This window comes from Streptomyces sp. B15 (assembly GCF_018070605.1).
Classification (GTDB): Bacteria; Actinomycetota; Actinomycetes; order Streptomycetales; family Streptomycetaceae; genus Streptomyces; species Streptomyces smyrnaeus.
In genome coordinates this window covers 40,011-59,808 of record NZ_JAGPXJ010000044.1, presented here as the reverse complement: position 1 = coordinate 59,808, position 19,798 = coordinate 40,011, and the positions used below count along the sequence as shown (strand labels likewise).

At 70.5% G+C, this 19,798-nt stretch carries 19 protein-coding genes; 17 read left to right on the top strand and 2 right to left on the bottom strand.

The window, feature by feature from the left end:
* From KBY19_RS20310 to KBY19_RS20250, 13 genes are all read left to right on the top strand, one after another.
* Positions 1-257: glycosyltransferase (locus tag KBY19_RS20310; protein ID WP_368860992.1), on the top strand; the 257-nt coding region annotated here is incomplete at its 5' end.
* A 21-nt stretch (positions 258-278) separates the two neighbouring features.
* Positions 279-839 (top strand): hypothetical protein, encoded by a 561-nt coding sequence (locus KBY19_RS20305; RefSeq protein ID WP_099878720.1) that lies wholly within the window; start codon positions 279-281, stop codon positions 837-839.
* Between the two features lie 255 nt (positions 840-1,094).
* Positions 1,095-1,943 carry a pyridoxal 5'-phosphate synthase lyase subunit PdxS gene (gene pdxS, locus KBY19_RS20300; protein ID WP_247691208.1) on the top strand — a complete coding sequence of 283 codons (849 nt, stop codon included), beginning with the start codon at positions 1,095-1,097 and terminating at the stop codon, positions 1,941-1,943.
* A 93-nt stretch (positions 1,944-2,036) separates the two neighbouring features.
* Positions 2,037-2,627 (top strand): pyridoxal 5'-phosphate synthase glutaminase subunit PdxT, encoded by a 591-nt coding sequence (gene pdxT, locus KBY19_RS20295; protein ID WP_099878716.1) that lies wholly within the window; start codon positions 2,037-2,039, stop codon positions 2,625-2,627.
* Between the two features lie 58 nt (positions 2,628-2,685).
* A complete protein-coding gene (locus KBY19_RS20290; protein WP_099878713.1) occupies positions 2,686-3,438 on the top strand; it encodes a YebC/PmpR family DNA-binding transcriptional regulator in 753 nt (250 codons plus the stop codon).
* A 204-nt stretch (positions 3,439-3,642) separates the two neighbouring features.
* Entirely contained in the window at positions 3,643-4,212 is a 570-nt protein-coding gene (gene ruvC / locus KBY19_RS20285; RefSeq protein WP_210966351.1) for a crossover junction endodeoxyribonuclease RuvC, read from the top strand.
* Positions 4,209-4,832 (top strand): Holliday junction branch migration protein RuvA, encoded by a 624-nt coding sequence (ruvA, locus tag KBY19_RS20280; RefSeq protein WP_099878711.1) that lies wholly within the window; start codon positions 4,209-4,211, stop codon positions 4,830-4,832. Before ruvC ends, ruvA begins: the two co-directional genes overlap by 4 nt.
* Before the next feature lie 4 nt (positions 4,833-4,836).
* Complete coding sequence (gene ruvB / locus KBY19_RS20275) at positions 4,837-5,895, top strand: Holliday junction branch migration DNA helicase RuvB (protein ID WP_099878709.1); 1,059 nt, start codon at positions 4,837-4,839, stop codon at positions 5,893-5,895.
* 164 nt (positions 5,896-6,059) lie between these two features.
* Complete coding sequence (gene yajC, locus KBY19_RS20270) at positions 6,060-6,596, top strand: preprotein translocase subunit YajC (RefSeq protein ID WP_099878707.1); 537 nt, start codon at positions 6,060-6,062, stop codon at positions 6,594-6,596.
* A 137-nt stretch (positions 6,597-6,733) separates the two neighbouring features.
* Complete coding sequence (gene secD, locus KBY19_RS20265; protein WP_210956341.1) at positions 6,734-8,524, top strand: protein translocase subunit SecD; 1,791 nt, start codon at positions 6,734-6,736, stop codon at positions 8,522-8,524.
* A gap of 1 nt (position 8,525) precedes the next feature.
* On the top strand, positions 8,526-9,713 hold the full coding sequence (secF, locus tag KBY19_RS20260; protein WP_099878703.1) for a protein translocase subunit SecF: 1,188 nt from the start codon (positions 8,526-8,528) through the stop codon (positions 9,711-9,713).
* 4 nt (positions 9,714-9,717) lie between these two features.
* Positions 9,718-10,293 (top strand): adenine phosphoribosyltransferase, encoded by a 576-nt coding sequence (locus KBY19_RS20255; protein ID WP_210966349.1) that lies wholly within the window; start codon positions 9,718-9,720, stop codon positions 10,291-10,293.
* 222 nt (positions 10,294-10,515) lie between these two features.
* Positions 10,516-13,104, top strand: a complete 2,589-nt coding sequence (locus KBY19_RS20250) for a bifunctional (p)ppGpp synthetase/guanosine-3',5'-bis(diphosphate) 3'-pyrophosphohydrolase (RefSeq protein ID WP_210966348.1) — start codon at positions 10,516-10,518, stop codon at positions 13,102-13,104.
* A 42-nt stretch (positions 13,105-13,146) separates the two neighbouring features.
* Here KBY19_RS20250 and KBY19_RS20245 read toward each other — a convergent pair whose 3' ends face one another.
* Positions 13,147-14,376: a DUF349 domain-containing protein gene (locus KBY19_RS20245; RefSeq protein WP_210966347.1), complete on the bottom strand. Its 1,230-nt coding sequence runs from the start codon at positions 14,374-14,376 to the stop codon at positions 13,147-13,149.
* Between the two features lie 175 nt (positions 14,377-14,551).
* Positions 14,552-15,352, bottom strand: a complete 801-nt coding sequence (locus KBY19_RS20240; RefSeq protein WP_099878696.1) for a peptidylprolyl isomerase — start codon at positions 15,350-15,352, stop codon at positions 14,552-14,554.
* A gap of 227 nt (positions 15,353-15,579) precedes the next feature.
* Here KBY19_RS20240 and KBY19_RS20235 point away from each other — a divergent pair, with 227 nt between their 5' ends.
* The 4 genes from KBY19_RS20235 (at position 15,580) to KBY19_RS20220 (ending at position 19,705) form a co-directional block, all read left to right on the top strand.
* Entirely contained in the window at positions 15,580-16,305 is a 726-nt protein-coding gene (locus KBY19_RS20235; protein WP_210966346.1) for an MBL fold metallo-hydrolase, read from the top strand.
* Positions 16,306-16,316: 11 nt separating this feature from the next.
* A complete protein-coding gene (gene hisS, locus KBY19_RS20230; RefSeq protein WP_099878692.1) occupies positions 16,317-17,579 on the top strand; it encodes a histidine--tRNA ligase in 1,263 nt (420 codons plus the stop codon).
* Positions 17,580-17,647: 68 nt separating this feature from the next.
* The gene (locus KBY19_RS20225) at positions 17,648-18,283 is read left to right on the top strand and encodes a vitamin K epoxide reductase family protein (RefSeq protein WP_099878690.1); all 636 of its coding nucleotides are present in this window, start codon (positions 17,648-17,650) and stop codon (positions 18,281-18,283) included.
* Positions 18,284-18,349: 66 nt separating this feature from the next.
* Positions 18,350-19,705 carry a replication-associated recombination protein A gene (locus tag KBY19_RS20220; protein WP_099878688.1) on the top strand — a complete coding sequence of 452 codons (1,356 nt, stop codon included), beginning with the start codon at positions 18,350-18,352 and terminating at the stop codon, positions 19,703-19,705.
* Positions 19,706-19,798: the final 93 nt, after the last annotated feature.

Here is a 19,798-nt window from a genome sequence, read left to right as displayed (position 1 = left end):
ATGGGGGAGCGGCCGGCGAGCTGTTCCCCGTCGAGCAGGCCGACGCGCTGGCCGCCCGCGCCGTGGGCCTGCTCGCCGACCCGGCGCGCCGCGCCGACCTGCGCAAGCGCGGCACCCGGCATGTGCGCAGGTTCGACTGGTCCACCGTCGGCGCCGACATCCTCGCCGTGTACGAGACGGTCGCGGACGGCGCCGCCTCCGTCGCCCCGGACGAGCGCACCGGGCTCCGCGCCCGGTTCGGCCTCGCCCGGGACTGAGCCCTAGGACCGATAGCCACGATGCCGACCCTCACCACCGTCATCTGGATCGTTGTTGCGCTGCTGCTCGTCGGCGTCTATCTGAGCTGGACAGCGGGGCGCCTGGACCGGCTGCACGCGCGGATCGACGCGGCCAAGGCGGCGCTGGACGCCACGTTGCTGCGCCGCGCCTCCATCGCCCAGGAGCTGGCCACGGCCGGCGTCCTGGACCCTGCCGCCTCGATGGTGCTCTACCAGGCCGCGCACGGCGCCCGGCAGGCGGAGGAGGACCAGCGCGAGGTGGCCGAGAGCGAGCTGAGCCAGGCGCTGCGGGCCGTCTTCGCCGAGAGCGCCCAGCTGGAGGTCGTACGGGCGGCCCCCGGCGGGCACGAGACCGCCGCCGAGCTGGGCGCGGCGGTACGCAGGGTGCCGATGGCGCGGCGCTTCCACAACGACGCCGTACGTGCGGCACGGGCGCTGCGGCGGCACCGCACGGTCCGCTGGTTCCGGCTGGCCGGGCACGCCGCCTCGCCGCTGGCGTTCGAGATGGACGACGAGCCACCGCCGGTGCTGGCCGACCGGGGGCACCCCGCCGAGGACTGACGGCGCGGGCCACCTGTGCGGGCAACCGGTGTCCCGGCCGAAGTGGCCGGAGCCGTGCAGGCCACAGCCGGGTGATTGGCCCTTTTCGCGGGTGGACTCGTGCGCGCAGGATTGGCCGAGGGCTTGAGAGGTCCCGTCGAACATCACTCTTCAGCGAGGTCGAACGTGTCAACTCCGTCCACCGCCCCCGACTCCACCCAGGCGTCCGCCGCGCAGCAGCGCCCCGAGACCGGTACGGCCCGCGTCAAGCGGGGTATGGCCGAGCAGCTCAAGGGCGGCGTGATCATGGATGTCGTCACGCCGGAGCAGGCGAAGATCGCCGAGGACTCGGGTGCCGTCGCCGTCATGGCGCTGGAGCGTGTGCCCGCCGACATCCGCAAGGACGGAGGCGTGGCCCGGATGTCGGACCCCGACATGATCGAGGGCATCATCGAGGCCGTCTCGATCCCGGTGATGGCCAAGTCCCGTATCGGCCACATCGTGGAGGCTCAGGTCCTCCAGGCGCTCGGTGTCGACTACATCGACGAGTCGGAGGTCCTCACCCCGGCCGACGAGGTCAACCACAGCGACAAGTTCGCCTTCACCACGCCCTTCGTGTGCGGCGCCACCAACCTGGGCGAGGCCCTGCGCCGGATCGCCGAGGGCGCGGCCATGATCCGTTCCAAGGGCGAGGCCGGCACCGGCAACGTGGTCGAGGCCGTCCGGCACATGCGCCAGATCAAGAACGAGATCGGCAAGCTGACCGTCCTGGACAACAACGAGCTCTACGCGGCGGCCAAGGAACTGCGCGCGCCGTACGAGCTGGTCAAGGAGGTCGCGGTGGCGGGCAAGCTGCCGGTCGTCCTCTTCTCGGCGGGCGGTGTGGCCACCCCGGCGGACGCGGCGCTGATGCGCCAGCTCGGTGCGGAGGGCGTCTTCGTCGGCTCCGGCATCTTCAAGTCGGGCGACCCGGCCAAGCGCGCCGCGGCCATCGTGAAGGCCACCACCTTCTACGACGACCCCAAGATCATCGCCGATGCCTCCCGCGGTCTGGGTGAGGCGATGGTCGGCATCAACTGCGACACCCTCCCGGAGACGGAGCGCTACGCCAGCCGCGGCTGGTGATCGCCGCGTGCCCGGTGGCGGGCGGCACCGCCCGTCACCGGCACCGTTCTCCCGCGCAGGCGCCCAGCGATCAAGAAGGACCGGTAAGTGACAGTGTCCGCACCGACGATCGGTGTGCTCGCCCTCCAGGGCGACGTCCGTGAACATCTGGCCGCCCTGGAGGCGGCGGGGGCGAAGGCCGTACAGGTGCGCCGCCTCGAAGAGCTCGACGCGGTCGACGGCCTGGTCATACCAGGGGGCGAGTCGACCACGATCAGCAAACTCGCCATCACCTTCGGCCTCATGGACCGGCTCCGGGAGCGGGTCTCGGCGGGGATGCCCGCGTACGGCTCGTGCGCCGGGATGATCCTGCTCGCCGACAAGATCCTCGATCCGCGCTCCGGGCAGGAGACCATCGGCGGCATCGACATGATCGTCCGCCGCAACGCGTTCGGCCGCCAGAACGAGTCGTTCGAGGCGACCGTGGAGATGCCGGCGGTCCCCGGCGGACCGGTCGAAGGCGTCTTCATCCGCGCCCCCTGGGTCGAGTCGACGGGCGCGGCGGCCGAGACGCTGGCCTCCTACGACGGTCATCCGGTGGCCGTCCGCCAGCGGCACCTGCTGGCCACCGCCTTCCATCCGGAGCTGACCGGCGACCAGCGGGTGCACGCGCTGTTCACGCAGATGGTGCGGTCAGCACACTGAGTCGCTGACGGTAGGATCTGCGCGTCGGGAGAAGTCGGGACTGTGAAGGAGCGAGGCTGTGTCCGGCCACTCTAAGTGGGCAACCACCAAGCACAAGAAGGCCGTGATCGATGCCAAGCGCGGCAAGCTCTTCGCGAAGCTGATCAAGAACATCGAGGTCGCGGCCCGGATGGGCGGTGCCGACCCGGAGGGCAACCCGACCCTCTACGACGCCATTCAGAAGGCGAAGAAGCAGTCGGTTCCCAACAAGAACATCGACAGCGCGGTCAAGCGCGGCGCGGGCCTGGAGGCCGGGGGCGCCGACTACGAGACGATCATGTACGAGGGGTACGGCCCCAACGGCGTCGCCGTGCTGGTCGAGTGCCTCACCGACAACCGCAACCGCGCCGCCTCGGACGTGCGGGTCGCCATGACCCGCAACGGCGGCTCCATGGCCGACCCCGGCTCGGTCTCCTACCTGTTCAACCGCAAGGGCGTCGTCATCGTCCCCAAGAACGGCCGGACCGAGGACGACGTCCTCGCCGCCGTGCTGGAGGCGGGCGTCGAGGAGGTCAACGACCTCGGTGAGAACTTCGAGGTGATCAGCGAGGCCACCGACCTGGTCGACGTGCGTACGGCGCTGGTCGAGGCCGGTATCGACTACGACTCGGCCGAGGCCAGCTTCGTCCCCAGCATGCAGGTGGAGCTGGACGAGGAGGGCGCGCGCAAGATCTTCAAGCTGATCGACGCGCTCGACGACAGCGACGACGTGCAGAACGTCTTCGCCAACTTCGACGTGTCGGACGAAGTGATGGCCAAGGTCGACGCATAGGCCCTCCCCCCTGCGACGGTGAGCGGGTGGCCCTGCCCGTCGGCTGCGGGCCGCGGGTCGTCGGTGGCCGGCCGTCGCGCTGTTCCCCGCGCCCGCAACGGGGCACGGCCCCGTTGCGGGGTGCCCGGTTCTGTCAGAGGTTCCCGATAACCTGCGGGAACACAGGCACGGTTGCACAGGGCACACCGGGAGAGGGGGATGGCATTGCGCGTGCTGGGGGTCGACCCGGGGCTGACCCGCTGTGGCATCGGCGTGGTCGACGGTGTCGCGGGGCGACGGCTGACCATGGCGGGCGTCGGGGTGATCCGCACGCCTGCCGAGGCGGAGATCCCCGAGCGGCTGGTGCTGATCGAGCGCGGACTGGAGGAGTGGCTGGATGAGCACCGCCCCGAAGCGGTCGCCGTGGAGCGGGTCTTCAGCCAGCACAACGTCCGCACCGTCATGGGCACCGCGCAGGCCAGTGCCGTGGCCATGCTGTGCGCGGCCCGGCGCGGACTGCCCGTGGCGCTGCACACCCCCAGCGAGGTGAAGGCAGCCGTCACCGGCTCGGGACGGGCCGAGAAGGCGCAGGTCGGCGCCATGGTGACGCGGCTGCTGGGGCTCGCGTCCCCGCCGAAGCCCGCCGACGCGGCCGACGCGCTCGCCCTCGCCGTCTGCCACATCTGGCGTGGCCCCGCGCGCAACCGGCTGCAACAGGCTGTCGCCGCCCGGCAGACCGCCCCCGCCTCAGGCAACCACCGTCCGCAGCCCCGCAGGAAAGGCACCGTTCGATGATCGCCTCCGTCTCGGGACCCGTCGCCGCGCTCGGCCCCGACTCCGCCGTGATCGAGGTCGGCGGAGTCGGTATGGCCGTCCAGTGCACGCCGGGCACGCTCGCCGGGCTGCGCATGGGCGAGCCGGCCAAGCTCGCCACCTCGCTGGTCGTACGGGAGGACTCGCTGACCCTCTACGGCTTCGCGGACGACGACGAGCGGCAGACCTTCGAACTGCTCCAGACCGCCAGCGGGGTGGGCCCGCGGCTGGCCCAGGCGATGCTCGCGGTGCACAGCCCCGACGCGCTGCGGCTCGCTGTCTCCAGCGGCGACGAGAAGGCGCTGACCGCTGTGCCGGGCATCGGGAAGAAGGGTGCGCAGAAGTTGCTGCTGGAGCTGAAGGACCGGCTCGGCAAGCCGCTGGGCACGGTGCCCGCCTCGCGCGCCGCCGCCCGGGCCGCCGCGGGCTGGCAGGAGCAACTGCACGCCGCGCTGGTCGGCTTGGGATACGCGGCCAAGGAGGCGGACGACGCCGTCACGGCAGTGGCACCGCAGGCGGAAGCCGTCGTCGCGGACGGCGGCGAGCCCCAGGTCGGTGTGCTGCTGAAGGCCGCCCTCCAGTCGCTGAACCGGGCACGGTGACACCATGAGCTTTGACGAACGGCTCGTCGACGCGGAGGTCGACAGCGACGAGCAGGCTGTCGAAGCCGCGCTGCGCCCCAAGCAGTTGGGGGAGTTCATCGGGCAGCCCAAGGTGCGCGAGCAGCTCGATCTGGTGCTGCGCGCCGCGCGGGCCCGCGGGGGCACCGCCGATCATGTGCTGCTGTCCGGCGCGCCCGGGCTGGGCAAGACGACACTGTCGATGATCATCGCGGCCGAGATGGGCGCGCCCATCCGCATCACCTCCGGCCCCGCCATCCAGCACGCGGGCGATCTCGCGGCGATCCTCTCCTCGCTCCAGGAGGGCGAGGTGCTCTTCCTGGACGAGATCCACCGGATGTCCCGTCCGGCCGAGGAGATGCTCTACATGGCCATGGAGGACTTCCGCGTCGATGTGATCGTCGGCAAGGGGCCGGGGGCGACGGCCATCCCGCTGGAGCTGCCGCCGTTCACGCTGGTCGGTGCCACCACCCGGGCCGGACTGCTGCCCCCGCCGCTGCGGGACCGCTTCGGCTTCACGGCCCACATGGAGTTCTACGAGCCGACGGAGCTGGAGCAGGTCGTACGCCGGTCCGCTCAGCTGCTGGAGGTGCGCACGGACCCGGAGGGCGCCGTGGAGATCGCCGGGCGGTCCCGGGGGACGCCGCGTATCGCCAACCGGCTGTTGCGCAGGGTGAGGGACTACGCACAGGTCAAGGCCGACGGTGTCATCACCCGCGAGGTGGCGGCGGCGGCGCTGGAGGTCTACGAGGTGGACGGGCGCGGTCTCGACCGGCTCGACCGTGCGGTCCTCGGCTCGCTGCTGAAGCTGTTCGGCGGCGGCCCGGTCGGGCTCTCCACGCTCGCCGTCGCGGTGGGGGAGGAGCGTGAGACAGTGGAGGAAGTGGCCGAGCCGTTCCTCGTGCGCGAGGGGCTGCTGGCCCGTACTCCTCGTGGTCGCGTGGCCACACCAGCCGCATGGGCTCATATGGGTCTCACCCCGCCCCAGCAGTCCTCGCGGTCGGCTTCCGGAGGGTCGGGGCAACAGGGCCTGTTCGGAGCGTGACGGCGCGGAGACTCGTCGAGTCAGGAACCTCGGTGCCATGCTTGACGTTGTTCCATCGGCGAAGGCTCGCTTAGACTCCGCCGACGCCCTCCCTTTGCGGAGGCTTGCCCACCCCGAATACCCAGGCCGCTGAGACGCGGCCATGCGAAGGAATATCTTCCGCCGTGGATCCTATTGCTCTGCTCCCGTTCATTGTGATCATCGGGGCCATGTTCCTGATGACTCGCTCCGCCAAGAAGAAGCAGCGTCAGGCCGCTGAGATGCGCGACCAGATGCAGCCTGGCACGGGCATCCGCACCATCGGGGGCATGTACGCCGTCGTCAAGGAGATCCGCGAGGACAGCGTCCTTGTGGAGATCGAGCCCGGCACGCACGCGCTCTTCGCCAAGAACGCCATCGGTGCCGTGCTCTCCGATGAGGAGTTCGACCGCATCACGAACGGCCCCGAGGGCGAAGAGTTCGATGTCGACACGGTGGTTCCCGACGATGCCTCCTCGCTGACCCAGGACGAGGACGCCCCCTCCGACGCGAAGCCCGACCTCCAGAAGAAGGACGCCGGCGACGACGCCGACGCCGCCGGGAAGCAGGACGGCGAGGAGCCCGCCGAGGCGTCCGACGACGAGCCGAAGACGGACTCGGCCAAGGCCGACACCGCCGAGGCCAAGGACGGCAAGCGGGACGGGGACGCCGACTCCAAGTAAGGTCAGCGCCGCCGGGCTGGGGGAGAAGACCGGGTCCGGCGGCGTAGCACGTCCACAGACCACTTCGCGCGCCGCTGTGCCGCGCCCGGCCGAACTCGCGGGGCGGCACGGGCGGTTGGACAGGGAGAGACGAGAAGGTGGCAGCACCGAAGAGGGGTCGCAGGGCCTCCGGCGCCAAGGGGAGGCCGTGGCGCGCCCTAGGGCTGATTCTGGTGATCACGGCTGGGCTGGTCGTGGGAATGTTCGCCTCGGGCCACACGACGCCCAGGCTGGGCATCGACCTGGCCGGTGGCACCAGCATCACGCTGGAGGCGAAGAACCAGCCGGGCAAGCCCAACGCGATCAACAAGACCAACATGAACACCGCCGTCGGCATCATCGAGCGGCGCGTCAACGGTCTTGGCGTGACGGAGGCCGAGGTTCAGACCCAGGGCGACCGGCACATCATCGTCAACATCCCCAAGGGCACCAACTCCAAGCAGGCGCGCGAGCAGGTGGGCACCACGGCGCAGCTTGCTTTCCGTCCGGTGCTGACGCTGGCGCAGGCCCAGCAGCCGCAGAAGCCGCAGCCCAAGCCCTCCAAGTCCGGCAGCTCCGACAAGCAGGACGGCAAGAGCGGCGAGGACGGCAAGAGCGGCGAGGACGAGAAGGCGTCGCCCTCCTCCTCGCCGTCGGCCTCCGCGTCGTCCAACGGCCAGGGCCGCGCCGTCACCGAGGGGCTGACCGCCAGGACGGACGAGAGCCCCACCCCCAAGCCCGGCGAGTCCGGTGGGAAGAAGAGCCCGCAGCCCACGGCGCCGCCGCAGCAGCCCCAGGCCCCCGGCGTCTCGGCCGCACTCACCAAGAAGCTGAACGCGCTCGACTGCAGCACCAAGGAAGCGCGGGCCAAGGCCAGCGAGAAGGCCGCGAGCACCAAGGGTTCCGAGCCGGTCGTCGCCTGTGACACCAAGGATCCGATCAAGTACGTGCTCGGCCCCGTCGCCGTGCAGGGCAAGAACGTCAGTGAGGCCAAGGCGGTCTTCGACCAGCAGCGCGGTCAGTGGATCGTCCAGATGTCGTTCAACGACAAGGGTTCCGACCAGTTCGGCGAGATCACCGGCAAGCTGTCGAAGAATCCGCAGCCGCAGAACCAGTTCGCCATCGTGCTCGACGGCCAGGTCCAGTCGGCGCCGACCGTCAACCAGCGACTGACCAGCAACGCGGAGATCTCCGGCAGCTTCACCCAGGAGTCCGCGGAGGAACTGGGCAACATCCTCTCCTACGGTGCGCTGCCGCTCTCCTTCGAGGAGTCGGACGTCACCACCGTCACCGCCGCGCTCGGCAGCGACCAGCTGGAGGCGGGTCTCATCGCGGGCGCCATCGGCCTCGCGCTGGTGATCGTCTATCTGGTGGCCTACTACCGCGGCCTTGCCCTGATCGCCATTCTCAGTCTGCTCGTCTCCGCGGTCATGACGTACACGATCATGACGCTGCTGGGCCCGGCGATGAGTTTCGCGCTCAACCTGCCGGCCGTCTGCGGTGCCATCGTCGCCATCGGTATCACGGCGGACTCGTTCATCGTCTACTTCGAACGTATAAGGGACGAGGTACGCGAGGGCCGTACGCTGCGGCCGGCGGTCGAGCGGGCCTGGCCTCGTGCCCGGCGCACCATCCTCGTCTCCGACTTCGTCTCCTTCCTCGCCGCCGCGGTGCTGTTCATCGTCTCGGTCGGCAAGGTGCAGGGCTTCGCGTTCACGCTGGGCCTGACCACCGCGCTGGACGTGGTCGTGGTCTTCTTCTTCACCAAGCCGGTCATGACGCTGCTCGCCCGCAGGAAGTTCTTCGCCGACGGACATCCCTGGTCCGGTCTCGATCCCAAGCGGCTCGGAGCCAGGCCACCCCTGCGGCGCGGTCGCCGCACCGTCAGCACCGACACGAAGGAGGCCTGAGGTGTCCCGTCTCGGCAGTCTCGGCGCCCGGCTGTACCGCGGTGAGGTCGGCTACGACTTCGTCGGACACCGCAAGTTCTGGTACGGCCTGTCGATCCTGATCACCATCACGGCCATCGTCGGTGTCGTCGTCCGCGGCCTCAACATGGGCATCGAGTTCGAGGGCGGCGCCGTCTTCACCACGCCCAAGACCTCCGCCTCCGTGGAGCAGACCACGCACTCGGCGGAGGAGATCTCCGGGCACACCGCCATCGTCCAGGAGCTGGGCGACGGCGGTATGCGCGTGCAGATCGCCAGCGTCGACACCGAGACCTCCACCCAGGTCAAGGAGAAGCTGGCCGAGGAACTGCACGTCAACCCGGAGAAGATCGACGCCCAGCTGGTCGGCCCCAGCTGGGGCGAGCAGATCGCCAACAAGGCGTGGCAGGGGCTCGGGATCTTCATGATCCTCGTGGTGATCTATCTCGCCATCGCCTTCGAGTGGCGCATGGCGCTCGCCGCGCTCATCGCGCTGATCCATGACATCACCATCACCGTCGGTGTCTACTCGCTCGTCGGCTTCGAGGTCACACCGGGCACGGTGATCGGTCTGCTGACGATTCTCGGCTACTCGCTCTACGACACGGTCGTCGTCTTCGACGGCCTGAGAGAGGGCAGCAAGAACGTCACCAAGCAGACCAGGTACACCTACAGCGAGGTCGCCAACCGCAGCATCAACAGCACGCTGGTGCGCTCGATCAACACCACCGTCGTGGCGCTGCTGCCGGTCGCGGGCCTGCTGTTCATCGGCGGCGGGATGCTCGGTGGCGGCATGCTCAACGACATCGCGCTCTCCCTGTTCGTCGGCCTCGCCGCCGGCGCCTACTCCTCGATCTTCATCGCCACGCCGCTGGTCGCCGACTTCAAGGAGCGCCAGCCCGAGATGAAGGCCCTCGCCAAGCGGGTGCACGCCAAGCGGCAGAAGGCGGCCGAGCGTGAGGTCCACGAGCCGGGCGACGACCAGGACGGCGAGCAGGCCGACCCGGACGACGAGGCCCCGGACGGTGACGGCGGTGTCCGCCCCACCGTCACCGTGGACAACGGCCGCGACGGTGGCCCCGCGGCAGCGGGCGCCGGAGTCGCGGGGCAGCGGCGCCAGCCGACCTCCCGTGGCCGAGGCCGCGGCAGGCCGTCCGGAAAGCGCAGGTGAGCCGGTGAGCACGAGCCAGTCCTCAGCGGTCCCGCTGGTCCCCGCCGATGTGCGGGAGCTGCTGACCAGCCGGATCCACGACGTGCCCGACTATCCGAAGCCCGGAGTGATGTTCAAGGACATCACCCCGCTGCTCGCCGACGCCAAGGCGTTCGCCGTCCTCACCGATGTGCTGGCCGACCTCGCCGAGCGGCACAGGGCGACGAAGATCGTCGGTCTGGAGGCGCGCGGCTTCATCCTCGGCGCCCCCGCCGCCGTGCGCGCGGGCGTCGGCTTCGTGCCCGTCCGCAAGTCCGGCAAGCTCCCGGGCGCCACGCTCTCCCAGGCGTACGACCTCGAATACGGCAGCGCCCAGATCGAGGTGCACTCCGCGGGGTTCACGGAGGGCGACCGGGTGCTGGTGATCGACGACGTACTGGCCACCGGCGGCACCGCCGAGGCCTCCGTCCAGCTCATCCGGCGCACCGGTGCCGAGGTCGCGGGCGTGGCCATACTGCTGGAGCTCGGCTTCCTGGAGGGACGCAAGCGGCTGGAGCGGGCCCTGGCGGGTGCGCCGCTCGACGTCCTCGTCACCGTCTGAGCCGACCACCCGCGGTCTGGTCCGACCACCGCACCGTCCCGCCCTGGGACACCGGCCGAGGGCACAAGGCGGCCACCCGATACGTTCTACAGGGCGTACCCCGGCACCGAAGGCCGGGGGAGGGTGGCCGCCTTCGTCGTCCCCCCGTCCCGTCCGGGCGGGCCCGTCCCCGTGCGGGTGGCTACCATGGCAGTCCGACCTGGGGTCCACCGAGGAGTGCTCTTGCCAGACGAGGCCCAGCAGCTCACCGCCGCGCAGCGCCAGGAAGCGGAGGCCGCGGGCGAGGCGGCCCAGCGCCGGCCCGGCGCCGCGGCCAACGGCGGGCTGCCCTCGAAGAGCGAGGGCAGCGGCCGGTCCCGCGCCGCCGACGCCTCCGGGAAGCAGACCGGAGCCCCGGGCCGCGGCGGCAGGGGCGGCGACCGCGGAAAGGGCGCCGAGAACGACGCTCGCGACCGTGTGGCGCCCGCCCGCGCCGTCTCCGGGGTATCGGGCCGCTCCGGGTCCTCCAACCGCGTACGCGCCCGTCTGGCGCGTCTGGGGGTGCAGCGGTCCAGCCCGTTCAACCCCGTCCTGGAGCCGCTGCTGCGGATAGTGCGCAGCAACGACCCCAAGATCGAGTCCTCCACGCTCCGCCAGATCGAGCGGGCCTACCAGGTCGCCGAGCGCTGGCACCGCGGTCAGAAGCGCAAGAGCGGCGACCCATACATCACCCACCCCCTCGCCGTCACCACGATCCTCGCCGAGCTCGGCATGGACCCGGCGACGCTGATGGCGGGCCTGCTGCACGACACCGTCGAGGACACCGAGTACGGGCTCGACACCCTGCGTCGCGACTTCGGCGACCAGGTGGCCCTCCTGGTGGACGGCGTCACCAAGCTGGACAAGGTCAAGTTCGGTGAGGCCGCGCAGGCCGAGACGGTGCGCAAGATGGTCGTCGCGATGGCCAAGGACCCCCGCGTCCTGGTGATCAAGCTCGCCGACCGGCTGCACAACATGCGCACGATGCGCTATCTCAAGCGGTCCAAGCAGGAGCAGAAGGCCCGCGAGACGCTGGAGATCTTCGCGCCGCTCGCCCACCGGCTGGGCATGAACACCATCAAGTGGGAGCTGGAGGACCTCGCCTTCGCGATCCTCTACCCCAAGATGTACGACGAGATCGTGCGGCTGGTGGCCGAGCGGGCCCCCAAGCGGGACGAGTACCTGGCCGTCGTCACCGACGAGGTCCAGGCAGATCTGCGCGCCGCCCGTATCAAGGCCACCGTCACCGGGCGGCCCAAGCACTACTACAGCGTCTACCAGAAGATGATCGTCCGCGGCCGGGACTTCGCGGAGATCTACGACCTGGTGGGCATCCGCGTCCTGGTGGACACCGTGCGCGACTGCTATGCCGCGCTGGGCACCGTCCACGCCCGCTGGAATCCGGTTCCCGGGCGGTTCAAGGACTACATCGCGATGCCCAAGTTCAACATGTACCAGTCGCTGCACACGACGGTCATCGGGCCCGGCGGCAAGCCCGTCGAACTGCAGATCCGCACCTTCGACATGCACCGCCGCGCCGAGTACGGCATCGCCGCGCACTGGAAGTACAAGCAGCAGGCCGTCGCCGGTACCTCCAAGGTGCGCACCGACGTGCCCAAAAGCGCGGGCAAGGGCGGTGCCAACGACGAAGCGATCAACGACATGTCGTGGCTGCGCCAGCTGCTCGACTGGCAGAAGGAGACCGAGGACCCCGGCGAGTTCCTGGAGTCGCTGCGCTTCGACCTCTCCCGCAACGAGACCTTCGTCTTCACCCCCAAGGGCGACGTCATAGCGCTCCCGGCGGGCGCCACCCCCGTCGACTTCGCCTACGCCGTCCACACCGAGGTCGGCCACCGCACCATCGGCGCCCGCGTCAACGGCCGGCTGGTGCCCCTGGAGTCGACCCTCGACAACGGCGACACCGTCGAGGTCTTCACCTCCAAGGCGTCCGGCGCCGGGCCCTCCCGGGACTGGCTCGGCTTCGTCAAGTCACCGCGCGCCCGCAACAAGATCCGCGCCTGGTTCACCAAGGAGCGCCGCGACGAGGCCATCGAGCAGGGCAAGGACGCCATAGCGCGGGCCATGCGCAAGCAGAACCTGCCCATCCAGCGCATCCTCACCGGCGACTCGCTGGTCACCCTCGCCCACGAGATGCGCTACCCCGACATCTCCGCGCTCTACGCGGCGATCGGCGAGGGCCATGTCTCGGCGCAGAACGTCTGCCAGAAGCTGGTGCAGGCGCTCGGCGGGGAGGACGAGGCCAAGGAGGACATCGCGGAGACGGCTCCGCCGATGCCCGCGCGCAGTTCGCGGCGCCGCTCCACGACCGACCCGGGTGTCGTCGTCAAGGGCGCGGGGTCGGACGTGTGGGTCAAGCTGGCCCGCTGCTGTACGCCAGTGCCGGGTGACCCCATCATCGGATTCGTCACCCGCGGCAACGGCGTTTCGGTGCACCGCGCCGACTGCGTCAACGTCGACTCCCTCGCCCGGGAGCCCGAGCGGATCCTGGACGTCGAGTGGGCGCCCACCCAGTCGTCCGTCTTCCTGGTCGCCATCCAGGTCGAGGCCCTGGACCGCTCCCGTCTCCTCTCGGATGTCACCCGCGTACTGTCCGACCAGCACGTCAACATCCTCTCGGCCGCCGTGCAGACCTCCCGCGACCGGGTCGCCGTCTCCCGCTTCACCTTCGAGATGGGCGACCCCAAGCACCTCGGCCACGTACTGAAGGCAGTACGTGGCGTGGAGGGGGTGTACGACGTCTACCGCGTCACCTCTGCACGGCGCCCGCAGTAGGGCTCCGGGGGTGCGGGGGCGGTGCCCCCACACCCCCGGCGGTCAGCCGCCGAACTCCTGGAGGCCCCTGAGCGCTTGGTCCAGGAGGGCCTGGCGGCCTTCCAGCTCGCGCTCCAGCTTGGCGACCTTGGCGGTGTTCCCCGCGGCGCGGGCCTGCTCGATCTGGGCCTTCAGCTTGTCGACCGCGTCCTGCAGCTGACCCGCCAGTCCCGTGGCGCGGGCCCGCGCCTCCGGGTTGGTGCGGCGCCACTCGGCTTCCTCTGCCTCCTGGATGGCCCGCTCGACGGCGTGCATCCGGCCCTCGATCTTCGGCCGCGCGTCGCGCGGCACATGGCCGATGGCGTCCCAGCGCTCGTTGAGGGAGCGGAAGGCGCTCCGTGCTGCCTTCAGATCGGTGACGGGTAGCAGCTTCTCCGCCTCGGCGGCCAGCTCCTCCTTCCGCGCCAGGTTCTCCCGCTGCTCGCTGTCGCGCTCGGCGAAGACCTCGCTGCGGGCCTGGAAGAAGATGTCCTGGGCACCGCGGAAGCGCGCCCACAGATCGTCCTCGTGCTCACGCTGCGCCCGGCCGGCGGCCTTCCAGTCCTGCATCAGCTCGCGGTACTTGGCCGCGGTGGGACCCCAGTCGCGCGAGCCGGAGAGCGCCTCGGCCTCGGCGACCAGCTTCTCCTTGCGCTGCCGCGCCTCCTCGCGCTGCGCGTCCAGCTGTGCGAAGTGCGCCTTGCGGCGCTTGGAGAACGCCGAGCGGGCGTGCGAGAAGCGGTGCCACAGCTCGTCGTCGCTCTTGCGATCCAGCCGCGGCAGGCCCTTCCAGATGTCCACCAGCGCCCGCAGCCGCTCCCCGGCCGCCCGCCACTGCTCGCTCCGGGCCAGCTCCTCCGCCTCGGCGACCAGTTCCTCCTTGGCGCGGCGCGCCTCCTCGGCCTGCTGCGCCTTGCGGGCCTTGCGCTCCTCACGGCGCTGCTCGACGGTCTCGGCGAGCTGGTCGAGCCGGGCCCGCAGCGCCTCCAGGTCGCCCACCGCGTTGTGCGCGTCGATCTGCTCGCGCAGATGGTCGATCGCGGCGGTGGCGTCCTTGGCGGACAGATCGGTCGTCTTCACCCGGCGCTCAAGCAGGTCGATCTCCACGACCAGACCGTCGTACTTGCGCTTGAAGTAGGCGAGGGCCTCGTCGGGCGAGCCCGCCTGCCACGACCCGGCGACCTTCTCGCCGTCGGCCGTACGCACGTACACAGTCCCCGCGTCGTCGACGCGGCCCCACGGGTCGCTGCTCACAGCGCCTCCTCCACAAGATGCCTGCGGGGGCTGTGGCCCCCCGGCATCGTCCACGTATCTCGTCACAGTCAACATAGGCGACCGGCGCCCGCGCTGTCCGCATCCGGCGAGCGGCGAATTGCCGGTCGGAAGCGGTTCGCCGAACCGTACCGCGCGGGCGGCGACGGCTGGTCGGTCAGGACTTACGGACCGTAGCCCTGTCGATCACCACGGTGGCGTTGGGCGGGCCGTCACCCTGCGGGGAGGCCACACCCGCCTTGGCGATCTTCTTGAGCACCTTCATACCCGAGTCGGAGACCTTGCCGAACGGTGTGTACTTGGGCGGGAGCTTACTGTCCTCGTAGACGAGGAAGAACTGGCTGCCGGCGGTGTCCGGGCCGCTGTTGGCCATCGCGACGGTACCCGCGGGGTACTCGGCGCCCTTGAGGTTCTCGTCGGACAGCTCGTAGCCGGGTCCGCCGCTGCCGGTGCCGGTCGGATCCCCGCACTGCAGCACGTGCAGCTGGGGCTGGTCGGTCATCCGGTGGCAGCGGGTGTGGTCGAAGAACTTCTGGCCCGCCAGGAAGTGGAAGGAGTTGACCGTGTGCGGCGCCTCGCCGGCGTCCATGTCGATGTCGATACCGCCGCAGGTGGTCTCCAGCCGCATCGTGTACGAGGCCGACTTGTCCACCTTCATGGGTGGTTCCTTCTTCCACTGCTTGCCGGTCGGCCTGCCCTTGGCGGGCTTCTCGCAGGGGTCCGGGGCCTTGCTGGTGGGAGGCGCGGAGGGCTGATCCGCCGCGGCGTCGTCCTTCTCGTCCCCGTTGAGCCCGCCGGAGGCGGCGTAGGCCCCGCCCATCGCCAGGACCATCACCAGTCCGAGGGCGATCGAGACGTTGCGTATGCGGGCTTTGCGACGGGCCGCCTCCCGTCGCTTGAGCTGCCGCTCGTACTTCTGACGGGCGAGCTGCTTTCTGCGCTGCTCACTGCTGACCACGGTCTCGTCTCCTTCGAGGCGTTAGGCGGGGCGTTGGGCGAGGCGTCTTCGAGGCGTCGTACCTGCGGACCTCACGTACCGTATACGCCACCTGCACGGATTCGCGCTGCCCGTTACGGGTTCGCCGCACGCGGACCCGCGCCGGTAGGCTGGCAGCTGCCTGACCGGCGACGGGCCTGCTCGGCCGCGTCGTCGCCCCTCCGCTGTCGGACGAATGAAGGACGATCGTGCTCGTTGCCGGGTTCCCCGCCGGGGCCTGGGGGACCAACTGTTATCTGGTCGCCCCGGCCGCAGGCGAGGAGTGCGTGATCATCGACCCGGGCCACCAGGCCGCGCAGGGTGTCGAGGAGGCTGTCGCCAAGCATCGGCTCAAGCCGGTGGCGGTGATCCTCACGCACGGTCACATCGACCATGTCGCCTCCGTCGTCCCGGTCTGCGGCTCGCACGACGTGCCCGCCTGGATCCACCCGGACGACCGCTACATGATGAGCGACCCGGAGAAGGCGCTGGGGATGACCATCGGGCAGCCGCTGATGGGCGAGCTGACGGTGGGCGAGCCGGACGACGTCGAGGAGCTGTCCGACGGCGCGGTGTTGACCCTGGCGGGGCTGGAGCTGACCGTCGCGCACGCGCCCGGCCATACCAAGGGGTCGGTGACCTTCCGGATGCCCGAGCAGGCGGATGTGCCGCCGGTGCTGTTCTCGGGTGATCTGTTGTTCCCCGGCTCCATCGGCCGCACCGATCTGCCCGGCGGCGACCCGGACGAGATCCTCCGGTCCCTGGCGCGTGTGTGCCTTCCGCTGGAGGACGAGACCGTGGTCCTGCCCGGACACATGCACCAGACGACCATCGGCCGCGAGCGCGCCACCAACCCCTTCCTGCGACAGGTGGCGGAGCACGGCCCGGGAGGCGGCGGCACCGACGCCGCAGCCGCCCCGCGACGAGGAATGTGACGAGAAGCCACGTGAGCACCTACAAGGCCCCCAAGGGCACCTACGACCTGCTGCCGCCCGACTCCGCGAAGTACCTCGCCGTGCGCGACGCCATCTCCGCACCGCTGCGCAGGTCCGGTTACGGCTATGTGGAAACCCCCGGGTTCGAGAGCGTCGAGCTGTTCGCACGCGGTGTCGGTGAGTCCACCGACATCGTGACCAAGGAGATGTACACCCTCACCACCAAGGGCGGCGACGAGCTGGCCCTGCGCCCCGAGGGCACCGCCTCGGTGCTGCGCGCCGCGCTGGAGGCCAACCTGCACAAGGCGGGCAACCTCCCGGTGAAGCTGTGGTATTCGGGTTCGTACTACCGCTACGAGCGCCCCCAGAAGGGCCGGTACCGGCACTTCTCCCAGGTGGGCGCCGAGGCGCTGGGCACCGAGGACCCGACGCTGGACGCCGAGCTGATCATCCTGGCGTACGACGCGTACCGCTCGCTGGGGCTCAGCGGCTTCCGGCTGCTGCTCAACTCCCTGGGCGACCGCACCTGCCGGCCGGTCTACCGGGCCGCGCTGCAGGACTTCCTGCGCGGCCTCGAACTGGACGAGGACACCCGGGCCCGCATCGAGATCAACCCGCTGCGCGTGCTGGACGACAAGCGGGAGAGCGTGCGTCGCCAGTTGGCCGAAGCCCCGATGATGCGCGACCACCTGTGCGAGGAGTGCAAGGCCTTCCACGAGGAGGTGCGGGCGCTGCTGACCGAGGCGGGCGTGCCCTTCGAGGACGACCCCCGACTGGTGCGCGGTCTCGACTACTACACGCGTACCACTTTCGAGTTCGTCCACGACGGCCTCGGCTCGCAGTCGGCCATCGGCGGCGGCGGCCGGTACGACGGCCTCTCCGAGATGATCGGCGGGCCCGCCCTGCCGTCCGTCGGCTGGGCACTGGGTGTGGATCGCACGGTGCTGGCGCTGGAGGCCGAAGGGGTCGAGCTCGAACTGGCACCGGCGACCGAGCTGTTCGCCGTCCCCATCGGCGACGAGGCGCGCCGACGGCTGTTCGGCCTGGTCACCGAGTTGCGCCGGGAGGGCGTCGCCGCGGACCTGGCGTACGGCGGCAAGGGCATGAAGAACGCCATGAAGTCGGCCAACCGCTCCGGAGCCCGGTTCGCGCTGCTGCTGGGAGAGCGTGACCTCGCCGAGGGCGTGGCCCAGCTCAAGGACCTCACCAGCGGCGAGCAGACGGCGTTGCCACTCGATCGGGTGGTGGCCGAAGTGCGGGCCAACCTGCGGTGAGCGCAGGGCCGGTTGGGGCAGAATGTGCCCGGTACCGGCCATGGACCAGATGACGGGACGAAAAGGCTATGACGACGACGGCACCCCTCGACGAGGCGCACGTGGGCGCGGACGCACCGAAGGGGGGTGCCGTGGGCGCGAGCCGGGCCTTCGCCTGGATGCTCATCGTCACCGGCGCCGCCGGACTCCTCGCGTCCTGGGTCATCACGCTGGACAAGTTCAAGCTGCTCGAGGACAAGAACTTCAAGCCGGCGTGCAGCATCAACCCGGTCGTCTCCTGCGGCAACATCATGGAGAGCGACCAGTCTTCGGCCTTCGGCGCCCCCAACCCCATGATCGGGCTGGTGGCCTACGGCGTGGTCATCTGTGTCGGTGTCACCCTGCTCACCCGCACCGGCTTCCCGCGCTGGTACTGGCTCGCCTTCAACGCGGGCTGCCTGTTCGGCGTCGGCTTCGTGACCTGGCTGCAGTACCAGTCGCTCTACACCATCGGGAACCTGTGCCTGTGGTGCTGCCTGGCCTGGGTCGCGACGATCATCATGTTCTGGTACGTGACCGCCCACAACGTCCGCAACGGCTTCCTGCCGGCCCCGGCGGCGGTGCGCGGCTTCGCCGACGAGTTCCCCTGGGTGCTCCCGGTGCTGCACATCGGAGTGATCGGCATTCTGGTCCTCACCCGCTGGTGGGACTTCTGGACCAGCTGAGCCCCCGGCCCTCGGGCGGCCCGGCGGGCGGCACGACTGTCAGCGGGCTGACTTAGGGTTTCGGGTGTGGAGCCCGATCTTTTCACCGCAGCAGCAGAGGACCGTCAGGCCAAGGACCCGTCCGCCAGCCCTCTCGCCGTCCGGATGCGCCCGCGCACCCTGGACGAGGTCGTGGGGCAGCAGCATCTGCTGCGCCCCGGCTCCCCGCTGCGCCGACTGGTGGGGGAGGGCGGCGGCGGCCCTGCCGGAACGTCCTCCGTGATGCTGTGGGGGCCGCCCGGCACCGGAAAGACGACTCTCGCGTACGTCGTCAGCCAGGCCACCGACAAGCGGTTCGTGGAACTGTCGGCGATCACCGCCGGGGTCAAGGAGGTGCGCAGCGTCATCGACGGCGCCCGCCGCGCCTCGGGTGCGTACGGCAAGGACACCGTCCTCTTCCTCGACGAGATCCACCGCTTCAGCAAGGCCCAGCAGGACTCGCTGCTGCCCGCCGTGGAGAACCGCTGGGTCACGCTGATCGCGGCCACCACCGAGAACCCGTATTTCTCGGTGATCTCCCCCTTGCTCTCCCGCTCCCTGCTGCTGACGCTGGAGCCGCTGACCGACGACGACATCCGCGGCCTGCTGCGCCGCGCCGTCGCCGACGAACGCGGCCTCGCGGGAGAGGTGACCCTCCCCGAGGACTCCGAGGACCATCTGCTGCGTATCGCCGGTGGTGACGCGCGGCGCGCGCTGACGGCGCTGGAGGCGGGAGCGGGCGCCGCCCTCGCCAAGGGGGAGGGCGCCATCTCGCTGGCCACCGTCGAGGAGGCCGTCGACCGCGCCGCCGTGAAGTACGACCGCGCCGGTGACCAGCACTACGACGTGGCCAGCGCGCTGATCAAGTCCATCCGGGGCTCCGACGTGGACGCCGCACTGCACTACCTCGCCCGGATGATCGAGGCCGGTGAGGATCCGCGGTTCATCGCGCGGCGGCTGATGATCTCCGCGAGCGAGGACATCGGGCTGGCGGACCCGACCGCGCTGCAGACCGCAGTCGCCGCCGCGCAGGCCGTCGCGATGATCGGCTTTCCCGAGGCGCGGATCACCCTCGGACACGCCACCGTCGCGCTGGCGCTCGCGCCCAAGTCGAACGCGGCGTATCTGGCGATCGACGCGGCGCTGGCCGATGTGCGGGCGGGGCTGGCCGGGCCGGTTCCACCGCACCTGCGGGACAGCCACTACAAGGGGTCGCAGAAGCTGGGCCACGGGCAGGGATATCAGTACCCGCACGATCTGCCGGGCGGTATCGCCGCCCAGCAGTACGCGCCGGACGCGGTGCACGGGCGCCGCTACTACGAGCCGACCCGCCATGGTGCGGAGGCGCGCTACGCCGATGTCGCAGACCGGGTGCGGGCCCGCCTGCGCGGCGAGGCGGACTGACCTCCGTCTCTTCCGATGAGGGGGTGCCCCTTGCTCCCGGACGAAGTCTGGGGGAGCAGGGTGGGCAAGCGCAGCCCCCGTTGCGGGGTACGC

Coding starts and splice junctions, on each gene's coding strand:
- KBY19_RS20225 (WP_099878690.1), top strand. CDS start 17,648: ATGACGACGACGGCACCCCTCGACGAGGCGCACGTGGGCGCGGACGCA.
- pdxS (WP_247691208.1), top strand. CDS start 1,095: ATGGCCGAGCAGCTCAAGGGCGGCGTGATCATGGATGTCGTCACGCCG.
- KBY19_RS20305 (WP_099878720.1), top strand. CDS start 279: ATGCCGACCCTCACCACCGTCATCTGGATCGTTGTTGCGCTGCTGCTC.
- ruvB (WP_099878709.1), top strand. CDS start 4,837: ATGAGCTTTGACGAACGGCTCGTCGACGCGGAGGTCGACAGCGACGAG.
- ruvA (WP_099878711.1), top strand. CDS start 4,209: ATGATCGCCTCCGTCTCGGGACCCGTCGCCGCGCTCGGCCCCGACTCC.